The 21,205-nt window shown below is 41.4% G+C and carries 22 protein-coding genes and 1 pseudogene; 7 read left to right on the top strand and 16 right to left on the bottom strand.

The window, feature by feature from the left end:
* Positions 1-112: 112 nt before the first annotated feature.
* Positions 113-1,645, bottom strand: a complete 1,533-nt coding sequence (gene floT / locus GGQ95_RS10170; RefSeq protein WP_044741385.1) for a flotillin lipid rafts scaffold protein FloT — start codon at positions 1,643-1,645, stop codon at positions 113-115.
* Positions 1,646-1,662: 17 nt separating this feature from the next.
* Positions 1,663-2,196, bottom strand: a complete 534-nt coding sequence (locus GGQ95_RS10165) for an NfeD family membrane protein (RefSeq protein ID WP_080859842.1) — start codon at positions 2,194-2,196, stop codon at positions 1,663-1,665.
* A 448-nt stretch (positions 2,197-2,644) separates the two neighbouring features.
* Between GGQ95_RS10165 and GGQ95_RS10160 the strand changes: the two genes are divergently transcribed.
* Both GGQ95_RS10160 and GGQ95_RS10155 read left to right on the top strand, forming a co-directional pair.
* The gene (locus tag GGQ95_RS10160) at positions 2,645-3,307 is read left to right on the top strand and encodes a response regulator transcription factor (RefSeq protein ID WP_183186706.1); all 663 of its coding nucleotides are present in this window, start codon (positions 2,645-2,647) and stop codon (positions 3,305-3,307) included.
* Positions 3,297-4,670 (top strand): sensor histidine kinase, encoded by a 1,374-nt coding sequence (locus tag GGQ95_RS10155; protein WP_376768710.1) that lies wholly within the window; start codon positions 3,297-3,299, stop codon positions 4,668-4,670. Before GGQ95_RS10160 ends, GGQ95_RS10155 begins: the two co-directional genes overlap by 11 nt.
* A 34-nt stretch (positions 4,671-4,704) precedes the next feature.
* Here the strand turns inward: GGQ95_RS10155 and GGQ95_RS10150 are convergent, their stop codons facing one another.
* Positions 4,705-5,019 carry a hypothetical protein gene (locus tag GGQ95_RS10150; protein ID WP_183186705.1) on the bottom strand — a complete coding sequence of 105 codons (315 nt, stop codon included), beginning with the start codon at positions 5,017-5,019 and terminating at the stop codon, positions 4,705-4,707.
* A gap of 112 nt (positions 5,020-5,131) precedes the next feature.
* On the opposite strand from GGQ95_RS10150, the gene GGQ95_RS10145 reads away from it, so the two are divergent.
* Positions 5,132-5,407 carry a hypothetical protein gene (locus GGQ95_RS10145; protein ID WP_183186704.1) on the top strand — a complete coding sequence of 92 codons (276 nt, stop codon included), beginning with the start codon at positions 5,132-5,134 and terminating at the stop codon, positions 5,405-5,407.
* Between the two features lie 4 nt (positions 5,408-5,411).
* Positions 5,412-6,062, top strand: coding sequence for a PspA/IM30 family protein (locus GGQ95_RS10140; protein ID WP_066151067.1), 651 nt, complete (start codon positions 5,412-5,414; stop codon positions 6,060-6,062).
* A 61-nt stretch (positions 6,063-6,123) separates the two neighbouring features.
* Here the strand turns inward: GGQ95_RS10140 and GGQ95_RS10135 are convergent, their stop codons facing one another.
* The 5 genes from GGQ95_RS10135 to GGQ95_RS10115 are packed head-to-tail and all read right to left on the bottom strand — an operon-like array spanning position 6,124 to position 10,967.
* Positions 6,124-7,209, bottom strand: a complete 1,086-nt coding sequence (locus tag GGQ95_RS10135; protein WP_244963683.1) for a site-2 protease family protein — start codon at positions 7,207-7,209, stop codon at positions 6,124-6,126.
* A 26-nt stretch (positions 7,210-7,235) separates the two neighbouring features.
* Positions 7,236-8,309: an ABC transporter substrate-binding protein gene (locus GGQ95_RS10130; protein WP_080862698.1), complete on the bottom strand. Its 1,074-nt coding sequence runs from the start codon at positions 8,307-8,309 to the stop codon at positions 7,236-7,238.
* Entirely contained in the window at positions 8,306-9,109 is an 804-nt protein-coding gene (locus GGQ95_RS10125) for an ABC transporter permease (RefSeq protein WP_183186702.1), read from the bottom strand. Before GGQ95_RS10125 ends, GGQ95_RS10130 begins: the two co-directional genes overlap by 4 nt.
* Positions 9,110-9,118: 9 nt before the next feature.
* Complete coding sequence (locus GGQ95_RS10120) at positions 9,119-9,910, bottom strand: ABC transporter permease (protein ID WP_080862704.1); 792 nt, start codon at positions 9,908-9,910, stop codon at positions 9,119-9,121.
* Positions 9,900-10,967 (bottom strand): ABC transporter ATP-binding protein, encoded by a 1,068-nt coding sequence (locus tag GGQ95_RS10115; RefSeq protein ID WP_369815516.1) that lies wholly within the window; start codon positions 10,965-10,967, stop codon positions 9,900-9,902. The genes GGQ95_RS10120 and GGQ95_RS10115 overlap by 11 nt, the downstream gene beginning before the upstream one ends.
* 504 nt (positions 10,968-11,471) lie before the next feature.
* On the opposite strand from GGQ95_RS10115, the pseudogene GGQ95_RS10110 reads away from it, so the two are divergent.
* Positions 11,472-12,308, top strand: a pseudogene (locus GGQ95_RS10110) (IS982 family transposase).
* A gap of 51 nt (positions 12,309-12,359) precedes the next feature.
* Here GGQ95_RS10110 and GGQ95_RS10105 read toward each other — a convergent pair.
* On the bottom strand, positions 12,360-12,548 hold the full coding sequence (locus GGQ95_RS10105) for a hypothetical protein (protein WP_044741378.1): 189 nt from the start codon (positions 12,546-12,548) through the stop codon (positions 12,360-12,362).
* A gap of 134 nt (positions 12,549-12,682) precedes the next feature.
* Entirely contained in the window at positions 12,683-13,234 is a 552-nt protein-coding gene (locus GGQ95_RS10100) for a sigma-70 family RNA polymerase sigma factor (protein ID WP_183186701.1), read from the bottom strand.
* 336 nt (positions 13,235-13,570) lie between these two features.
* Between GGQ95_RS10100 and GGQ95_RS10095 the strand changes: the two genes are divergently transcribed.
* Both GGQ95_RS10095 and GGQ95_RS10090 read left to right on the top strand, forming a co-directional pair.
* Complete coding sequence (locus GGQ95_RS10095) at positions 13,571-14,053, top strand: DUF6843 domain-containing protein (protein ID WP_044741376.1); 483 nt, start codon at positions 13,571-13,573, stop codon at positions 14,051-14,053.
* A 95-nt stretch (positions 14,054-14,148) separates the two neighbouring features.
* Positions 14,149-14,727, top strand: a complete 579-nt coding sequence (locus tag GGQ95_RS10090; protein ID WP_044741375.1) for a DUF3238 domain-containing protein — start codon at positions 14,149-14,151, stop codon at positions 14,725-14,727.
* Between the two features lie 681 nt (positions 14,728-15,408).
* Here GGQ95_RS10090 and cas6 read toward each other — a convergent pair.
* Genes cas6 through cas5b form a run of 6 tightly spaced genes read right to left on the bottom strand, consistent with a single transcriptional unit; the run spans position 15,409 to position 21,205 of the window.
* Entirely contained in the window at positions 15,409-16,155 is a 747-nt protein-coding gene (gene cas6 / locus GGQ95_RS10085; protein ID WP_080862700.1) for a CRISPR-associated endoribonuclease Cas6, read from the bottom strand.
* A gap of 9 nt (positions 16,156-16,164) precedes the next feature.
* Entirely contained in the window at positions 16,165-16,428 is a 264-nt protein-coding gene (gene cas2 / locus GGQ95_RS10080) for a CRISPR-associated endonuclease Cas2 (protein WP_066148459.1), read from the bottom strand.
* An 8-nt stretch (positions 16,429-16,436) separates the two neighbouring features.
* Positions 16,437-17,444, bottom strand: a complete 1,008-nt coding sequence (cas1b, locus tag GGQ95_RS10075; RefSeq protein ID WP_080862701.1) for a type I-B CRISPR-associated endonuclease Cas1b — start codon at positions 17,442-17,444, stop codon at positions 16,437-16,439.
* Positions 17,444-17,956: a CRISPR-associated protein Cas4 gene (cas4, locus tag GGQ95_RS10070; protein WP_183186700.1), complete on the bottom strand. Its 513-nt coding sequence runs from the start codon at positions 17,954-17,956 to the stop codon at positions 17,444-17,446. Before cas4 ends, cas1b begins: the two co-directional genes overlap by 1 nt.
* Positions 17,944-20,427 (bottom strand): CRISPR-associated helicase Cas3', encoded by a 2,484-nt coding sequence (cas3, locus tag GGQ95_RS10065; protein ID WP_183186699.1) that lies wholly within the window; start codon positions 20,425-20,427, stop codon positions 17,944-17,946. The genes cas4 and cas3 overlap by 13 nt, the downstream gene beginning before the upstream one ends.
* Before the next feature lie 46 nt (positions 20,428-20,473).
* Entirely contained in the window at positions 20,474-21,205 is a 732-nt protein-coding gene (gene cas5b / locus GGQ95_RS10060) for a type I-B CRISPR-associated protein Cas5b (protein WP_183186698.1), read from the bottom strand.

Genomic DNA, 21,205 nt, shown 5'->3' with positions numbered 1-21,205 from the left:
ATTTTCTCTGAAGTGCGACGAGAGCAGGCTAACTGCAGATGGCTTGAACATCCAAGCCCCGTCTTTGTTTAGCCCATAAAAAAAGGCGCCCCTAAGCGCCTTTTTCCTTCGATTATTCTTGATTCTCCGATCCTTTTGCTTTTTGTTCCGCCAGCTCCTGCGTTAGCTGGTCGATGCTGCTCTTTACATTTCCTTTGCCTGAAAAGTTCTCAAGCATTTCTTTGACATCAATGCCAGAAGCCGCTTTTAGAGACTCCTGCAACGTCGCCATCAGATGGGTCGCATAGCCTGCAACACGATTGGCACCGCCATTCGCATCACTGCCGCCCGTGTCCACAATCGTAATCTTGTCAATATTAGCAAGCGGGCTTGCCACTTGTTTCGCATATTCAGGAAGCATTTTGATCATCATATCGAGAATGGCCGCTTGACCGTATTGTTCGAATGCCTCGGCAATTTTTTGTTTTGCTTCCGCTTCGGCCAGACCTTTTAAACGAATAACTTCCGCTTCGGCTTCCCCTTTTGCCTTTTCTGCTTCCGCCTTGGCCAGACCGTCAATGCGCACTTTCTCTGCCTCTGCTTTTGCCATTGCTTCCACCCGGTATTTTTGCGCATCGGCCTCCGCCATTTGTTTAGCTTTTTCCGCCGCCGCTGCCTGCTCCACTGCATAACGGTCGGCATCGGCTTTCTTTTTCACCTCTGAATCATATTGACGTTCACGGCGCAAAATTTCCTTTTCTTCAAGCTCAATTTGTTTTTGCCGCTCGATAATTTTGATTTGCATTTGCTGTTCAGTAACTTCCTGCTTCGCTTTCGCTTCTTCTAGGTGATAGGCTTGGTCCGCACGCGCTTTGGCAATATCTTGCTCACGCCGGAATTCGGCAAGCTTCAGCTGGTTCATTTTTTCAGATTCCGCAATTTCCGTCAAGCGCTCCAATTCGGCTTTACGAGCATCTTTATCCGCTTCAGCGCGCTTAATACGCGTTTCCTTTTCCGCCTCTGCGGTCGCAATGTCCGCATCGCGCTTCACTTGAGCGATGCGCGGTTTTCCTAACGCATCCAAGTAGCCATTTTTGTCACGTACATCTTTAATAGTAAACGAAACAATAACGAGCCCCATTTTCGCTAAATCATGAGAAGCAACACGCTGCACTTCTTGTGAAAACTTATCGCGGTTTTTATAAATTTCTTCTACTGTCATGGAGCCGAGAATGGAACGAAGATGCCCCTCCAGCACTTCTTTCGCTTCATTCTCCATATCTTGCTTGGACTTTCCTAGAAATTGCTCAGCGGCAGTAGCAATTTCGCCAATCGAACTGCCCACTTTAATAATGGCTACACCATCTGCCATAACCGGAACTCCTTGCTCGGTATAAACTTCCGGCGTTTGGACATCTAGTTTAATAGATAGCAAGCTCAATGGTTCAGCTTGTTGAAAAATCGGCAAGACGAATGTTCCGCCGCCCCGGACAATCTTAATCTTATTTCCTGATTCATCTACATGTACGTTTTTGCTGCCAAGATAGCTGCCGGTTACGATTAAAGCTTCATCTGGTCCAACGGTACGGTACCGCATCATAAAAATGGCAACCAGTCCAAGCAGCAACACAACGACTACTCCGATAACAATTAAAATCGGCGTCATACAAGCTCCCCCTTTATTTATGAAATATAATATGGATCACGCTTCGCCACTACAGCGACACCGTTTTCCATGCTAACCACAATCACCTCTGCTTCCAACGGGATTTCCTCATTTTTCAAGCTTTTTGCCGGTTTTGAAATGGCACCGCTTGCCCGCTGAATTAAAATTTCGCCGAATCCATCTGCCGGCACCGTAATAATCACCTTAGCTCTGCACCCTTCTAAATCCTCTTGAGCATAGTTCAGGGAGGACTCCGCTGAGCGAAGTGGAACAAACACAAAAAAGTGCAAAAGCAACACGACAATCAGTGCAACTCCTGCGCTGATGAGCCCAATGAAATAAGAGGCTGCTGCGGTGTAGCGCTCAAGCAAATACCCAGTAGCGCTGAGAACGGTAAAAAAGGATAAAAATAATTGAGGGCTTAATAAGGGATGATCGAATGCATCAAAGATGCCATCTAACACATCGCTTAACAAAATATAAAGAAAGGTTAAGCCGCCGCTGATGACCAGCGTAAATAAATAAACCGTCTCGATTGGATACCCAAACATCGCTTCCCCCCCCCTTTTTTTGCCCGATTTATCTGTATATACGAATCTTCTAAGCGAACGGTTTCAGTTTTTCCATCATTTTGATAAAATTTCCTTTTCTTTATTTTACTAAATTTTCACTTCTTTTTCATCAAAATTCGCTAAAATTTTTATAAATAAACAGTCATCCCCAATGAAAAAATGGAGGGAACAGTCTCGAAGCAGGCCCATCCAGCAAGTGATATTCAGGTTTTTTTATTCGATCGTCAACATGTCTGATGACCTCCCTCACCTCCATTCCATTTAAGGGGCGGGAGACTTCCTGATGGATGAACACGGCTCCAACTTTTTATTTACAAAATGAAAAACCGAATGATTGAGGTTATACTTGATAATAGAAAACTGAATAAAAGTCACGAATTTTGAATGCCACCGTATAGAGTTTGCATTAGGAAAGAAGGGAGAACAAATGAAGCTGCTGCTTGCAGAGGATGATGTATATTTAGGAGAACTCATCGTTCACATGCTAAAGAAAAAAGGAGCCGATAAAGTCGATTGGGTGCAGGAAGGAGAAGAAGCTTACGATTATGCGCTCGCTTCTTTTTATGATGTGCTCATTTTAGACTGGATGCTCCCAAATGGCGATGGCGTCGAGATTTGCAAGCGACTGCGCAAGCAAGGATATTCAGGTGCTATTCTCATGCTTACCGCTAAAGACGCCGTACAAGATCGCGTCCAAGGCCTTGAAGCAGGAGCCGACGACTATCTTGTCAAACCATTTGAAATTGAAGAGCTAGTAGCTCGCTTGAAAGCATTATCGCGCCGGACATTTATCCCAATTCAAGAAGAAATCGTCCGTTTTAAAGATTTTACCTTAAATCGCACAAGCCATACGCTGCATCGAGGCGGCCAAGAGATCTTTTTGACGCCGCGCGAATTTCAGCTGCTCGATTTGCTCCTGCAAAACAAAGGGCGGGTTTTATCCCGCGACATCTTGTTAGATCGAATCTGGGGATATGATGCCGATGTTTCCCTCAAAACGATTGATGCGACTGTCAAGCTGCTGCGCAGAAAGCTGGATGCAGACATGATTCAAACCGTGCGCGGGGTGGGATACAAAATTGATGAATAAATGGGGGGATTTTTTTAAAAATGTAAAAAATCATGATATATTCCGCCTCGCCCACTGGCGCCTTACCATTTTGTACAGCGGCATTTTCATGATTTTCTTAACTGCCTTTATCCTGATTGTTTGCTTTCTTCTCTATATGATTGTCACCAACGACCAAGAACGGAGAATTTCTAGCCTTGCCAATCAGGAAAAGAAAGTGATTGAGCAGTTTCTGATCAAACAAAGCGATTTCGATCTTATGGACAATGAAAATATTTTGTTTTTAAGCGAGGATCAATTCTTTTTTTATGTAATCGACATGAATGGACAGCTTCTCATGGGCGATGAAGTGAATCAGGACATGCGCCCCTTGCTTCTTGAATCGCTGGCACAATCGGCACCAGAGCAAAATAAGCAAAAATATATAGATGTTCGTCTGCCCGCATACATGAGCAAGTTTTCAAGATTTCATACAAATGAGCTAAAAATTTTAACCGCAGCTCGCCCCGTTGTTGTTCATGGCAATTTGATCGGCATGTTGTATGTAGGTATGGATGTCACCTCATTTTCGAGTGTATTTAAATGGCTTTGGATCGTTCTGATCAGCTTAGCGGTTTTATTTATTGGCATTGCTGTTTTGCTGAGCTACTTTCTGTCCAGGCGGACGCTCGTCCCCATTCATGAAGCTTACAACCGCCAGCGCCAATTTGTGGCCGATGCTTCTCACGAGTTGCGCACCCCGCTGAGCGTGATTTTTTCATCGGTGGAAGCTCTTGAAATGGAAGAAGAAATCACAAACAATGAATTTGCGCAAAAGATGTTGCACCGTTTGCGCGAGGAGATCAAACGAATGAATAAGCTCATGACTGATTTGCTTACATTAGCGCGCGCAGATGCTAGAAACGCCGCGCTTGAGCTTGCGAAGGAGGCATTTGATTTCCGCCCTCATGCGGAACGAACGCTGCAGCTGTTAGCGGATGTGGCCGCAAAGAAAAGCATTGAATTGCAATTTCAAGCGCCTGAAGCAGCACAAATGATCGGCGATGCCGACAAGCTGACGCAATTGCTTTATATTTTGCTAGACAATGCCATCAAGTATACCCCGAACGGAGGCCATGTCACGCTATCGATTCATATTGAGAAAGCAAAGCAGCGCCGGCTGATCATTTCTGTTAAAGATACAGGCATAGGCATTCCAAAAGAAGAAATCGGCCGCATTTTTGATCGCTTCTATCGCGTCGATAAAGCAAGGTCACGGCAGCAAGGAGGGCATGGTCTTGGCCTTTCCATTGCCAAATGGATCGTCAACGCCCACGGCGGAACGATTGATGTCCAAAGCGAGCTGGGGAAAGGTACTGAATTTATTGTTACCATTCCTTTTTAACATGCTTTCCATTTGTGGAAGGCATGTTTTTATTTTAAATTGTCTTGAGAGCTCTTGACCGATAAGGAATGCGGACAATGGCAGTGTGGGACTCAGGATGAGAACGTTTATCAACAGTTAATAAAAAATTTTCTTTTCTCCCTTCTTTTTTCACCTGATTTTCTCTTTTTTTCTTTACAATGCGAATTGTAAGCAGCCATGCGAGAAAACTCAGCAAAAAAAGGAGGTGAGAAGTGATGAAACGGCCCAATCTATTTCTTATTCTTCTCGCAACAATCGCTGCTGTGAGTGGATTGTGTTTGCTCATAAATGCCGGGGTTTCCGGAAGAGTACAAGCGATCCCAATCATGGACATGCCCCATCGCCATGATTTATTTATGGGACGCCACTATGTTGATCACAGTCCACCCATGATCAGAATCTATGAAAACAGTTGGGCCATATGGATTCTCTTCCCTCTGTTGATGAAATGGACCATGATCATCAGCGGCTGGATGCTTTGGAGAACAGCCAAAAGCTCTAGCGGATGGAAATGGGGAGGCTTGGCCCTTATGGGAATCGGCATCACGGCGCTTCTGCCTAAAATATTGCTTGTTCCGTTTATCTTATTTGCGATTTATATGATGTATCACAAGCGACAAGTCCGTGAAGAATGGCCAACAGTTGCCCCTTCATCCGGACAAGCCATAGATTTTCTAGATGAATGGGAAAAAACGATACAGAAAAAGGAGGAATAGAGACGTGGGGATTTTCAAGCGCCTGAAGCGGATCGTCACGGCCGATTTGCACGATTGGATTGACAAATGTGAAGATCCTATTCGCATGACGAAGCAATATCTTCGTGAGTTAAATGAGCAGATTGACAACACCCAGCAAGCACTCGCCCAGCAATTCGCCATCCAGCAGCGCTATGAAATGCTCATTCATCGTACCGAAGAAATCGTGAAAAAAAGAGAACGCCAGGCCAAGCTCGCTATCGAAAAAGAAGAAGAGGCCATCGCAAAAATGGCCCTGCAAGAAAAAATATCCTATGAGAAAAAACTTGAGACATACAAACAGCAGTATAACACATTAATTGAAAAAACAACATACTTAAATGAACAGCTAAAGAAACTGAAAGAAAAGTATGAAGAGCTAAAAATCAAGCATTTTGATTTCATTGCACGAGCTCATGCCGCCAAAGCCATTACAGATGTCAACACGTCACTCGTTTCTTTCAATCCGGAACAGATCCTAAAAGGATTTGAACGTATCGAAGAACATGTTCGGTCCCTTGAAGCAAAAGCCAAAGCAAGCACATACGTATATGAAACACAAAAAACGTTGTCCCTGCCTCCCGTTTTTCATGAAGAAGTAGAACAAGAGCTAGCCAAATTAAAAACAGCCAAATAAAAACGCGTACCCCCCTTTCATATAGATCACCCCCTTGCCAGCCGGCAAGGGGGATGTGTGTTTAGGAGATAATCGATTGATATCGGTCTAAGAGGCTTTGGCCATACATCGTACATGCAAGTAAAAACGCGCCAAGTCCAATATACAAAACCAACCATAGCCACTTCGTTTTTGTATCTGACGCATAATACACTTTTTCTTTTCGCATAGCTTCCTCGCCATCACGGATGGCCTCTTCCAGCTCGTCTTTAGCCTTAAGCAACTTTTCCTCATCGATCATCCAAAAGCTTGTAGCATTTAATAGCAAATCAAGGTTTTCTTTGTAGATCAGCGCTTGATGCTTTCGCAATTTTTGCTGATCCTGTATAACCGGTACGTAACGTTTTCTATCGATTTCCATGCGGCTTTGCTCTTCTGCCCATTTTCGGCGCATCTCATATTGTTCCTGTTCGGTTGCTGACCGGTATGCTTCCAATTGCTCAAGAGCATGCTTGTCTGCTTTTTGTTCCACCTTCAGCATTTCATAACGAAAAGCCTGCCTCATCAGCTCCCAGCATTTCATCGCTCCAAAAAGCAAGATCAAAGCTAATATTCCGTTCGGGCGCCAAATCCAATAAAGCGCTCCTCCTATCAGTCCAAAGAACCAGATTTTTGGAGAGATCACCCCCACAATTCTTCCGCCGTCAAGAGGATGAATCGGAAGCAAATTAAATAAATTAATGATCGCTCCCAGCGCGATTACAAGTCCCCAAAAAGGATCCTCTGTCATCCAATACAGCGGAAAAGCCGGCAAAAACGCCAATGTCCCCCACAGCGGCCCGGCATATGCTAAATAAGCTTCATCATTCGCTGATTCTGGTTGTTTTTTCAGCGCCACCACCGCGCCAATGAAAGGGAGAAAAATCGCTTTAGACGTCGGTATGTCTTTTTTCCGCGCTGCCATGAGATGCCCCATTTCATGCACATAAATCAGATAGATCAACGCCACAGCAAACTTCCATCCATAGACAAGCGCATATAAACCAAAGGAAATAAATAAAGAAATGAGAGAGCTTAGCTTCAAAAATTTTGCAAGCGCCAACAGCCATTTTAGCTTTCCGGCCATAAACAACCCGACAGTCCCTATCGTCACCCACGCTTTTTTCATCCGTGTCAATCCGTTCAATCTTCCTTTCATTTGCGATGCATTTTAAATTCAAGGAACAGTTCATTGTAATAAGCGAGCATCCGTTTTCCCAAATTCTCGTACACTTCTAATCGGCCAATCGAATGGAAATCAGGATAAAACCGTTGATCCTTTACCACTTCTTTTGGCATATATTCCAGCGCTTTTTTGTTTGGCGTGGAATAGCCAACATATTCAGCATTCGCCGCCGCATGCTTCGGATCCAGCATAAAATTAATAAACTGATGCGCTCCTTCAATATTTTTTGCCGTTTTCGGAATCACCATATTATCAAACCATAGATTGGAGCCTTCCTTTGGCACAACATAGTCCAGCTTGTCATTTTCCGCAATAATTTCCGCCGCATCGCCAGACCACACGACCCCAATCGCCGCTTCTTCATTGGCCAGCAACATCTTTATTTCGTCACCGACAATCGCCTTCACATTGGGCGTCAAGGAATCAAGCTTTCTTTTGGCCTGCAATAAATGCGCTTGATTCGTATCATTTAATGAATAATGAAGACTGTTTAGCGCCATTCCCATCACTTCTCGGGCCCCGTCGACAAGCAAAATTTGATTCCGCAAATCCTTGTTCCATAAATCATTCCAGCTTGTCAGCTTTTTGCCGCCAAGCATTTCTGAATTATAGACGATTCCGACCGTGCCCCAAAAATACGGCACAGAATATTGATTGCCCGGATCAAATGATAGATTCAAAAAACGAGGATCGAGGTATTTCAAGTTCGGCAGCTTGGAATGATCAAGCGGAAGAAGCATTCCTTCCTCTTTCATTTTGCTGATCGCATACTCTGACGGTACCGCTACATCAAAGGTCGTTCCCCCTTGAGCGATTTTTGCCATCATAGCTTCGTTCGAATCAAAGGTTTGATAAATGACCTTCCATCCCGTTTCTTTTTCAAATTCCTTAATCAGCTTCGGGTCAATATAGTCGCCCCAGTTATAAACAGTCAGCGTATGGTTTCCAGCATAGCCTTCTGATTCATTTAGGCGATAGGATATATAAAGTAAGGCGGCAGTAATCAGCAAAACAGCGGCAAACGATTGAACAAGCCTTCTCATCTGCGCCCTCCTTCCCCGTACAAACGGCCGCCTTTTTGGCTAATGACATAATATCCAACGATAAGAAGGATCGTAAATAAAAACAGAAGGGTCGACAACGCATTGATCGACAAGGAAATTCCTTGCCGCGCTCGTGAATAAATTTCCACCGACAACGTCGAAAAGCCGTTTCCGGTTACGAAAAACGTCACAGCAAAGTCATCAAGTGAATATGTAAGCGCCATAAAGAATCCGGCAAAAATACCGGGTGTAATAAACGGCAAAATGACTCGTGTTAACACTTGCCATTGATTCGCCCCTAAATCGTGCGCCGCATCCATTAAAGTCGGACTCATTTCCTGCAGCTTTGGCAGCACCATCAATACGACAATCGGAACACTGAAGGCAATATGTGATAAGAGAACAGAGATAAACCCCAGCTTGATTCCGGCAATCGTAAATAAAATTAAAAACGAGGCACCAATAATGACATCAGGACTTACGATGAGCACATTGTTAAACGTAAGCAGCAAATTTTTGGCTCTCCGTCTTTTTACATAATAAATCGAAAGCGCCCCCGCCACACCTAAAATCGTCGAGATCGTAGCCGATAACAAAGCGATCACAAGCGTATTGATGACAATAATTAAAAGGCGAGGATCATGAAATACCTCCTTGTACCATTCGAAGGTAAATCGCTGAAAATGATGCATCGTGCCGCCGCTATTAAACGAATAATACATAAGATAAAAAATAGGCATATATAAAATGACAAATACGATCACTAAATAAATTTGTCCCCATGTCCGATTTCGCTTCATCTGCCTTCCTCACTTCCGGTTTCCTGTTAACCCGATAATAACCGCCATTGCAATCATTAAAAACACGGCAATGGTCGCTCCCATTCCCCAATCCTGGGTCACGAGGAAATGCTCCTCAACCGCCGTCCCCAGAGTAATGACGCGATTGCCAGCGATTAAACGCGTAATCATGAACAGAGATAATGACGGGATAAACACCGCTTGGCAGCCCGCTTTTACACCATCCAGCGTCAATGGAAACACAACGCGGCGGAATGTCGTCCATGCGGAAGCCCCGAGATCGCGTGCAGCATCCACAAGCGACGGATTCAGCTCTTCAAGCGCATTGAAAATAGGAAGCACCATAAACGGGATAAAAATATAAACCGATACGAAAACAAAGCTAAAGTCTGTAAATAAAATTTGCTTTTTGCCGATTCCCAACATTTCCAAAATAGCATTAGCCAAGCCGAACGTTCCAAAAATGCCTAAAAAAGCATACGCCTTCAGCAACAAATTGACCCACGTCGGCAAAATAATCAATAAAAGCCATAGCTGCTTATGTTTCGTTTTTGTTAAAAAATAAGCGGTTGGATAAGCAATCAGCAACGAAAACAACGTAATTAAAAACGCATACCAAAACGAATTCAGCGCCATTTTCAAGTAGATAGGAGTAAAAAATTTCTCGTAATTGGCAATGGTCCATTTTCCTTCAATATCGAAAAAGGAATAATACACAATAAGCAAAATGGGCGCCGCGACAAATAAAGCGATCCACAACACATACGGAATTAAATAAAGGTTACGCACATTATGTCTCATGGCGGCCATCATCCATCTCCCCCATGTGCATAACATGAATCGCCTCCGGTTCAAAATAAAGGCCGATCTCTTCTCCAACTTCCGCTTTTTTCGTAGAATGGACAAGCCACTCATTGCCGTTTTCATCATAGGCGCAAATTTCATAGTGCACGCCGCGGAACAACAGAGAATCTACCCGCACACGCAATTTGCCGCGCTCCGGTGCCGTCATTTCTAAATCCTCTGGGCGAATGACAATCTCGACGTGTTCATTTGGCAAAAATCCGCTGTCTACGCATTCAAACTGTTTTCCGGCAAATTCCACAAGAAAATCTTGAATCATGCGTCCCGGCAAAATGTTCGATTCGCCGATGAAATCCGCAACAAACCGATTCACGGGTTCATCATAAATATCTTTCGGCGTGCCACTTTGCTGGATTTTTCCTTTGTTTAGCACAAAAATTTGATCCGACATCGCCAGCGCTTCTTCTTGATCATGTGTAACAAAGATAAAGGTAATGCCTAATCGGCGCTGCAGCTCCCTTAATTCATATTGCATTTCTGTCCGCAGCTTCAGATCAAGGGCTGATAGCGGTTCATCAAGCAGCAGCACCTCCGGCTCGTTCACAATCGCGCGCGCGATCGCCACCCGTTGCCGTTGTCCGCCCGACATTTCTTGAATTCTACGATTTTCATATCCTTCTAAATTGACAAACCGCAGCGCTTCCTTCACTTTTTTATCAATCTCGGCCTGCTTCATTTTTTTAATGCGCAGCCCGAATGCCACATTTTCAAACACATCCAAATGAGGAAATAAAGCATAATCTTGAAACACGGTATTCACTTGCCGCTTATTAGCCGGAACCTGGTTGATCGGCTGATCATGAAAATAAATCGTTCCGTGCGATGGCTCAATAAAGCCCGCAATCAGCCGCAGAATCGTCGTCTTTCCGCATCCTGATGGCCCCAGCAGCGTATAAAACTTTCCTCTCTCAATTTCGAAGCTTACATCGTCAAGCACCGCAACCCCATCATACAGCTTTGTCACACGCTCAAAGCGGATGATTGCATCTTTCAACTTCCAGCCCTCCATTGTATGCAAAATCGGCGAACCAATCATTCGCTTTACTATCATTCCTATTAGAACATGTGAAAGTCGAAAGCGCAACGGGAAATTTTCTAAAAAACAGAAAAGATCCGCTCCTTTCCAGATTCGCATAAAGCAGGAGCGGAAAAACGGCAGACGATGACAAAATAAGGGCGGCGGAGCCATCCATACAATGAAGCCGCCTAGAACACCGAAGATCGGAAGAGGGTGACAGACTTGTCTCTGTCACAAAAGCACACAGCAAAGAATCGAACAGCAAGCGGTCTAGTTCAAAACATTGATCACCTTAAGTTGAATTCCTTATAGTTAAGATTAAAAACGCATTGTTGATATAAAAAAACAGAAAATTAAAGTAAAATTTATAAAAAGTATACCCGTGATGCTAGATAAAATCAGACAAGCATAAAAAATAGCCCTTGCATGAGGATCTCCTTAAAATGAAAGTGCGACCAAACATTGAAAAGGAGAATTCACATGCAAGAGCACTTTCATTTTACAACAGATCGTGCCAAACTTCAAAAACAATATGGATCGATTTTGTGTTTTGTATCCGCTCCACTATCCAGTATCCAGATTCATCTTCAACGTCGAAATCGTCATTTGTTGAAACAAAAGGACGAGGTCATCATCGCCGTTCATGTCCTTGGAAAGTTGTTAGGCTTCACTTCCGAACGGGCTTGGCACCGGTTTGTGATCGGGAATTTGTTTTCCAAGGACCTTGTTCCCTGAACGTTCTCGATACAACCGTCGTTGCCGAGCGCTTGGCTTGGCGATCAAGTGGAGGCGGCACCAACTGGCCAAGCGTGGACAACACCATGCGTATGCGGTCGTGGACAGTTTGCCGATCGAGTTGTGTCATTCATCCTTCATCCCGAATGTATCGCGCCAAACGGTTTCGTGGAATCGCCGATATGGACGATTGTGCTTCCAAAAGGATCATGTTCTATGGGTGGAAACTTCATCTGCAGGTCACCGACCAAGGGCTTCCGATGGGATAGATTGTCACCAAAGCATCCTGTCACGACCGGACAACTGCGAAAACCGCCGTAGATGAGCCAAAACTTGTGAAAGAAACTGTATAGTGAACACGAAATTGCTTTTTGGATGCCCGTTCGGAAAAAACATCAATCGAAAGCATAAAAACGATGGATGAAACGAAAGCGCAAAGTCATGGAAACCGTGTTTTCCGTTCTCGTTGATCAGTACCGGATCACAGAGATTCGAGCCAACTCTGTTTCCGGATTTGAATCAGCTTTCGATGACATTTTACTAGCTTATTCCCTCGTCATTCTTAGGCTAGTTGAGCGTTAGGGTTCAACTAGCCCTAGGGGATAAAAGAAATATTATATTTCTTACTGTCTCTTAATTTACTATTTCAAAAAGCCCCGGTAACTTATTAATATCTTCATCCATAACCTTCTTTATAATTTTTAGATATAAATCTTGCTTAAAATCTTCCCTATATTCAATTGGAATCTGGTTAAGTACTTTTGTTATAGCCGGCTTAAGCATTTTGATTACTTCTTCTATTAAAATTTTTTTATCCATCATAAGCTCACCCCCTTTCCATACAACTGCTATCAAATGAACGACAGCATCGCTAACCTTTCTAGTGTTTTCTCGAATTGATACAATAAATAGTTATTAGAAACCTAATGTTCTTAATAAGTTAGACAATATTAAAGTCATTCATTACACCATTGTCTCCTTAACTTGTTCAATGCTAATTTTTTCGTTTTAGAAACAGCCTGTTGTGAAATTCCTAATTTATCAGCTATTTCCTTATCCCTCATGTTTTGAAAAAAAGAATACTTAATCACTTCTTTTTGACGTTTTGTAAGGACTTTTATTGAGTTTCGAATAACTTCATTAGTTATGTTATCTTCCCAATTTTCTAAAGATATATTTGAGACATATTGAGAATAATCAACAATCATATCTTTCATGGTAATATTTTCTTCCTCGTCAATAGGAGAATCTAAAATCACCAAAAATCTATCAGCTATTTTTCTTCTTTTCTTATCAAAATGTTTTGCCTCAAAGCTAATCGTTTTTGAGAAGTACGAAAATGTCTTAATTTTCAAATAATAAATTTTAAACGCTTCATCTAATCTTTCTAAATTTTCATTTGAAGGTTGAGATAAGTACATTTTTAAAAGTTGCTCTCCCTTTTCACTTCTAATAAAAGCATTAAACAAACGATTTTGAACGGTCTCTAAACTACATAGACCTTTCACAATATGAATCCCTCCTTGTAAGATTATTGCAAAAAATGAATAAAGATTCATTTTTTAATTAAGAAGACAGAAAATTTTCTTATCTATATAATAATAAAGGGAGTTCAAATCTTTAAAAATAAACCATATATATAAAAATATAGGTTCTCAATGTAAAGATATTCGGATTCTTTAACAAAGTTTAGAAGAAAATATAAATGATCCTTATTTCGGAGAAATTGATATCAAATAGCTTGAGGAATGAGCCTTATAATAAATCAAACAATTCAAAAAAATAGTTTTCCGAATACAAAAATTTGATATAATGAAAAAAATGGCTATACGGGGAGATATTAGATGAAAAAGCTACTTATAAGTATTGTTGTAATTGTTATTTTTATCGGAGGTGGCTACTGGTTACATAGCCGTCAGCCTTATGATGAAGAATACCTAATCCCGAAAAATTTTAAAGGATGTATTTATATTGTGTATAATATACAAGGAGCCCCTCCCTTAACGGTAAGAGAACACACTATTTTTTATACGTTCGATCAGAATGGGGTGCTGATCACATCCTCTCCTGAAGATTTTGGATGGGAAGGAAAATTACAATCTGGATTTTTTAAAACCCATTATTTTTATATTGATGAAAATGGAAAAAAAATAGCCAAAATCCCACAGGAAATGATTGGACAAGTTGTATTAGGTGACTATACTAATGAGCACGCGGTCACTATTACAAGAAAGACCTTCTCTATTGGGGATCCACACGCAACATGTGATACTAATTATAATGAGCTTTTAAAAAAGTTAGAGAAAAACTATAACATAAATTTCTGAAAAATGATGAAAATAGTTGTTATTTCATTCTCCCAAACTCCTTTTTTAAGTGTAAGGTACAGCATCTTACAAAAACTTAAAAAGGAGTTGTTTATATGGCTAAACTCGAGTTACGCGTACGTACATTTATCCCCCATCAAAGAATTTTTTTTACAGAAACAGCGACATCTTATATTTATTATCGAGGAGACAACCGTAATGAAGCATGGGAAGGAAGCTATCGTACATCACAGCGTTTCGTAATCGATACATCACCTTCAAACTATAGTGTATCAGCTTATGCTGATACAGGTACTACTGTTCGAGAAGTATACGACAAAACAACAGGTAAACTTATTTCTACGTCGTCAGCTAAAGCTTCAACCTCTGGTCTTACTTATAAAAAACGTGTCGAGGATGGTATTTTATATCTAGATATTAAATGTTCTGTGGCTAATCCATTAGAGCTTTTAGCACCAGCTATTGATTATGAATTTACCTTGAAGGTAACCCGTCTTGGAAGTGTCCGCATTACTGGACAACATGATGGGTTCCCAGCATACGAATTCTGGAGAAAATTTGATGGACAAAGCGCTGAATTAGTATGGTCTCACGATCCACGCGATACAGGAGAAGGGATCTATTCTCTATTTCCTCCAATGGAGCACTCCATTGACAAAGGCTTAGCTGCTTAATCCATCAGCTTTATAGTTTTTCGGGTAAAGAGCCATGTTCACAAAACGATCCTGGCTCTTTATTTTTTGAAAAGCAACACAATACAATAGAAAACAAAATCAAAAAGATCATTCTGGCTATTGGAATTTTTTGTAGTTAAGGATAGAAAGAGCACTGCAATCGCTCTTTCAGATATTTATTAAGTTTCAATCCATCTTAATTTAATTTATTAAGTTTCAATCCATCTTAATTTAATAAATATGAGATAATAGTATCTGTCATCTTTGCAGTAATTAAATTATTATCATAACTTCACCCTCCTAATAAAAATTGAAAATTTAGTGTCAGTATGACCAGGATATCCAACATAAAAAATTTCAATCCTCAATAGTTAAGATAAAAATGTTGATGTAGATGCATCATGACCTGTCATCTTTGCAGGTTTCAATCTCTTATAGCTAAAATAAAAATTTGGAAATACAGGCTGTAATGTTACTTCCGTCAAATTTCAATCTCTGATAGTTAAATAAAATTTGCCGAATCAACATTTAGAAAATCAATACAACGTTATTATAAACTTATCTAAAGATTCTATCAATATTTTATTTCTCTTATCACGATAGGAATTTTTGCAAATAGAAAATTGTCGTCGATCCCCCGGGATTCGTACGCTACTAGAGGTCGACGACAAAGAAATACAACTACTCTATGATCTCAAACATTCCAAATCCCTGCGAGTTTTTGGAACCGACCCCAACATCATACATAAATTTCAAATAAGCAAGCGGGGCCTGAATTTCATAAGTTCCATTCCATGCATTGATACGGAAATCTTTAAACGCTGTAATCACTTTATCTTTTTCTGTTACTTTGATCGGCTTAATCTTGACTCTCTCCGTTGGCTGCACTTGAAAATAGGCTTGAAACTTATTGCAAAAATTTTTCTCTATCATATCTGAAAAAACAAGATCAAGCGGCGAAAAAAAATGGGTTCGCTTATCGCCATATCGGTTTTCATAAGTACTGTAGACCGTAAGCGGCGATAGCATTCGAATTCGATAGGCGTGCTTTTCAGTGATATCTAGCGCTTTCACTATCGTTTCCTCAATATGAATCGGCTGTCCATTAAGGTTAAAGTGTTCCTTCAATACATAGTTTCTTCCCAAATCGACAATAAGAGACTCCACCACAGATGAAACATGCCATGTCACTTGGTCAAAAAACTCGATTTTTTTCTCATGCCGATGTATACGGTATGTTCCATAAAGCCGGCTAAAGGTAAATAGTTTAAACCTCCGCTTTTCTTTTGTATATCCAACATTGTGCAAAAAATCCGCAAGGTCAAAATCTTGAATGGAACGGTATAAAAATCCTTGCAACACTTCTTCATAGTTGATCGGTAATATAAGGGTTCCATCTTTTGGTCTAAATCGAATCGTAAGCCTCATCTGTTCCTCCTATAAAATGTTGTCTTCTCCGCCTTTTCGTAACCCCATCTCTTCGCGTTTCGAATATTTTTGCGTGCGAAACGTATAAAACACAATAGAATCTGTATTGGGATCCATGATATTCGCCAGTTCCATTTTTAGCTTGACATAATTGGCTTCGGAAATTTCCCCTTCTAACACCGAGTTTTGCACCCAATATAAATACTTCCTTGCAATCTTTAACGCTTTGGCGACACGCTTTTTATCAAAATCATAGACGAGTATCACAAACATAGCAACACCTACCATAACGAGCGATACGGCTCATATTCTTTTTCGCCGAGAAGATGCTTTTGAATCTTATAAAGCTCAAGACGAATGAGACGACGGTATGAGACAGACTTACCTAGATGCCTGTGATTGACCGTTGTTTTCATGCGCTTGTCCAATTCTTCAATAAATTTTCTCCGCCCCTCTTCTGACAGCAAAATCCCTTCCATATGTTTATCAAACTCTTTTTTCGTAATCATCTTTTTATTAATAAGTGTAAAAATGAGACGATCGACCATAATCGGTTTAAATATTTCCGCAATATCCAAGTTTAACGAAAAACGCCGAAAATTCGTCGCGTGCAAAAAACCGATACGCGGATCTAAATAAGTTTTGTAGATTTCACTTAACACCATCGTATAGCAAAACTGATTCCCAAAGCTAATCATGGCATTTAACCGATTGAGCGGCGGCCTTTTTGAACGCTTTTCAAATAAAAAATCCGGATGATGGTTTAAAATATCATCAAACATACGATAATATTTCTCACGCACATGCCCTTCTGTTGACATCATTTCCTCGACGCTTGTCCATTGCTCCAATTTCGCCCGGCTTGACTGGAAATCGAAAATCATCTCCTTAAATTTTTCTTGATTAGTTTTTACACGATTTTGATAATATTTCAACACTTGGATCATTTGTCCGATCGAACCGTCGATAAATTTCCGCGCTAAGGCGAGACGTTTTTCCGGATCTAAATACGCTTCGGCCTGTTTTAAAATAACGTGTCCGGCATTTAAATGTTCACGTGGGTAAAACGTTCCCGTATAATAACCGTGATAATTAAAATAGTGAATACAAATACGTTTTTGCGCCATGAGCTCCAAAAACTTCTTGGTGACATTCACTTCGCCAAAAATATAGATGTCATTAATATCTTCAACAGGCAAGACCCGCTTGCGCTCAGCTGTTTCAAAACAAATACTATTGTCTTGCCGGAACAACTCGCCGCTTTGAAAAATATAAAGTGTTTTTTTCATCATGATTCCTCCGCAAAACAATATTCACGATAGGCGCAGCTTCGGCAAAATTGAATTCTTTTTGGTTCTGGCGGAATAGGTAACCGGGCAATGCGGCGAATATCAGCGACCGCTTCTTCCAATACTTTTTTTCCTTCTTCTGTCCATTCCACTTTCGTTACTTTCTTTTCTTTTGGAAACAATAACTCCCCTTTTGCCTCAATCCCCATTTTCTTCAATGTATCCAGATAGTACAAGAGTTGATAGTAGGCACTTTTTTCATAGGTGGATGATTTTTTCACTTCTCCAACAACCAAAGTGTCCCCCTCGCGACGAATACGGTCCACTTTAATATTGCCAATTAGCATTTCTTTTTTCTGGCGCTGATACGTTGTTTCCGAGATGAAGCGGCCAATTTCGAGGTTATCGTCCTCTTGATCGGCCGCAATTTGGTGGGCAATCAGCCAAACCTCGCGTTTACAAATAAAGTAGTACCAAATATGCGTGCCATTTACATCCACTACATAATCCATGCATCCACCATCTCACTCGAGCGAATCAGTCCATATTCGCTGTTATAATATTGGTTTAATAGATCATTAGACAAATGAAGCATTCGTGTTTTTTCATATAAATCGCGGTCTAAATTTTTCACAAGCTGAATCGGTGCCGAAATTACATACTGACGGATATCTCTTTTTAAACGCAAATCGTTTTCAAACCGCTTCTCGAAATCTTTTTCTTCCACTACATTCTGCATATATTGCCGCCAAATATCTTGTGCCTGTTCGTCTATTTCGACGAACACATCCACTGATTGGCGGGCGTCTTCAATCAATTGAAATTCCGATACATATTTGGGCTTATTTTTATCGATCATTCTATCCTTCGCGTCAAATTTCAGCATTTCCATCGCGCGGATGAGCCCTTCAGAAGCGTCGTGCGATTTTCTTTCCCGCACTTGTGTAAAGTATTGAATGATGATATCAAAAAACCGCTGTTCCGATACGGGTTCTTTCGGTAATATTTCTTTTGCAATATAGGTATGGACACTTTTATATACATATTGCGCTTCCAATTTCCCGTCTCTCTCAATCGGTGTGATATATACCTTGCCAAGTTCACTAGATGTTCCATTACGATTGCAACGGCCTGCCGCTTGGACAATGGAGTCAATCGGTCCTAAATCGCGAAACACCACATCAAAATCAAGATCGACTCCCGCTTCCACCACTTGTGTTGAAATCACCACGACTTTTTGATTATGCTTTAAAAGCTTGCGGATTTTTTCAATGCGCGATTTCCGTTTACGCGGCACAATGTTTGTTGAAAGATACACCACCTCATACTCACGTTCTTGTAACCACTTTTTAACCCCTTTATAGATTTCTATCGACGTCCTGATCGTGTTAAAAATGGCTAAATACGTTTTTCCATCTTCAAAGAGATTTTTAAGCAAGTCCTGCCACTCTTCTGGACTATAGGCTCCCTTGTCGCTTCCTAACCAATGAATTTCAACCCGCTCCATTTCTTGAAAAAAGTCCAGCGGTTTGACCGTTTCAGATTCCAAAAGCTCGACGGTTTCTTCTTCTGGAAAAATCAACGGCTGTGTCGCTGTCAATAGTAAAATTTTACAAGAAAATAAATCCGCCATTTGGTACAATACCGTACGCAGCAAAGGCCAATACTCAACGGGCACATTTTGGATTTCGTCGAGAATGAGAATGCTTCCGGCCATTTGGTGGAATTTTTTTAACGCGCGATTTTCATAGCCGATGAGCGTATGAAACAATTGCACAAATGTCGTGACAATCAATTCGGCCTCCCAGCTCTCTGTCAACAGCAGCGCCTTCCGTAAAGGCAGTTCTTCGTTTTCCGCCTTATACTGAAAGGTTGATAAATGGTGGTGCTTGACTAAATACCGTTGTTCGTTTTCGTGAAAATCATGTAATGGACTGAACAAATCACGGATAACCTGCTCATTTTGATCAATCACGCTCGTAAACGGCAGAGCGTAAATAATTTTCGGTGAATAACCGTACTGCTTTTCCGCTTGCTCCCGCCATTTTAACGCCACAGAAAGAGATAGCAGTGTTTTTCCCGCTCCCGTTGGCGCTGTCAATGTAAATAGCTTTTGGTCAGGATTGGCGCGGGCCATTTGTTCGATTCGTTCCATGACCGTCTTGTACATTCGATTGCGCCACCCGTTTGTGCCTTCTGTCACGCTCACATCATAATTCGCTTCACGGTACAAATCAACAAGATGCGCCGGAATGTGGAGGCGCGCTTTCCGTTCGATGTTAGCCGCTGATAATTTATCGGCATCAATGAGTGCAGAATATAGCAGTAATACATAATAATAAAGCTCCTTCGTCACTTCCTGCTTTTTTTGCTTATCGATCCAGTAATATTGCCGATACACTTCATCAAACGCCTTTTCATAATGTTGCACGAAGCTGTTCAGTTCATCTGCAAGCGACAACGGAATGGACAGTTCCGCCCATAAAGGGGACAAATCTTTGACAATCTTGGAAGCATGGATCGTTATATCGTCAATTTGTTGTTTTAGCACTCTAACTCGGTGATATAATGAATCTTGGACATTATTTTCCGCAATATGGCGTGATTTGGTCACATCTAAAGAAATATCGCGTAAATTTCCATGATGGTGCATAACGACGAAGTAGCCGATGAGCGGGGCAAATGAAAACCAAGAAGCTTGCCATTTTGAGGGATGGCGCAAAAGATGGGCGGCGAACACGGCGGAAATAAAGGAATGATGATGTAAATCTCCTTTTGTTTCACCTGTTTGCAAATATTGTTGAAAATAAGATACATATTTGCCAAAATCGTGTGACACCGCCACAATCTTCCCGATATATTCAAGGGCCGCCCGATCTTGTTTTGATAAAGGCACATACTTAAGCATATCTAGCAAATACACACATACTTCCTGTAAATGAATTGTCAATTTTTTATTTGGATTATTATGGGACAAATACATAGGACTCTCCCCCTTAAAATAAGACAGCGATGTAATCACCGCCGCCTTACATCCATAAAATGTTTTCTTTTTCTCCTCCATATGCAACGGCTACATATGGAACAGTCGGAATCGCGACCATTTGCCGTGATTGTTCAAATACGTAATAGTCTGTTGCTTGAATCATGCGCCCATTGATAAACTGGCGGGTCATAAATTCTTTTAAAAAGCGGGTTTCCTTTGAAAATTGGATGGAACGCTCGCGCAAATCCGAAACGCGCACAACCGAATGGATCGGCACTAAATCGTGGCTTTCCATTAAAATTCCTTCTGCTTCAGCGACCCATTCCAACTGCCCAAGCAATTCGGAAATCCCTAAATATGGTGGATAAATATACCGGTTTGCTTGAATTCTTTCCCGCACGCGTTCATAAACAGATCGGTCGGAGTGAGAAAAATAAATGCGGTATCGCAAATGGTCTTCTTCTTTGGGAAGCACAAATTCAAGCGGGATTTGCGTATGTCCTTTGCTATTGTTGAAATCTCCCTTTCCTTTGACAAACATATAGTTCACCGTTTGCATCATTTTGCGGACTCGTGTGCGCACAGATACCGCCAGTTGGCATTGCTGCGGTGAAAACAGATCATAGTAGCTGTCGCGCTCCATTCCTAAAATGCCAGCGAGTATGCCGGCTATTGTCGTTCGCGGTGGAAAAGAGTATGAAAGCGACGATGAGTTTGTATCGATTTTACGGAAATGCCCCATCTTTCCCACAAGATCAAAAATAAGTATTTTCAT

Origin of the sequence: Anoxybacteroides rupiense (assembly GCF_014196195.1) — a bacterium.
Lineage (GTDB): Bacteria > Bacillota > Bacilli > Bacillales > Anoxybacillaceae > Anoxybacteroides > Anoxybacteroides rupiense.
Note: the sequence above shows the minus strand (reverse complement) of the source record. Positions and strands in the feature narration are given on the sequence as shown.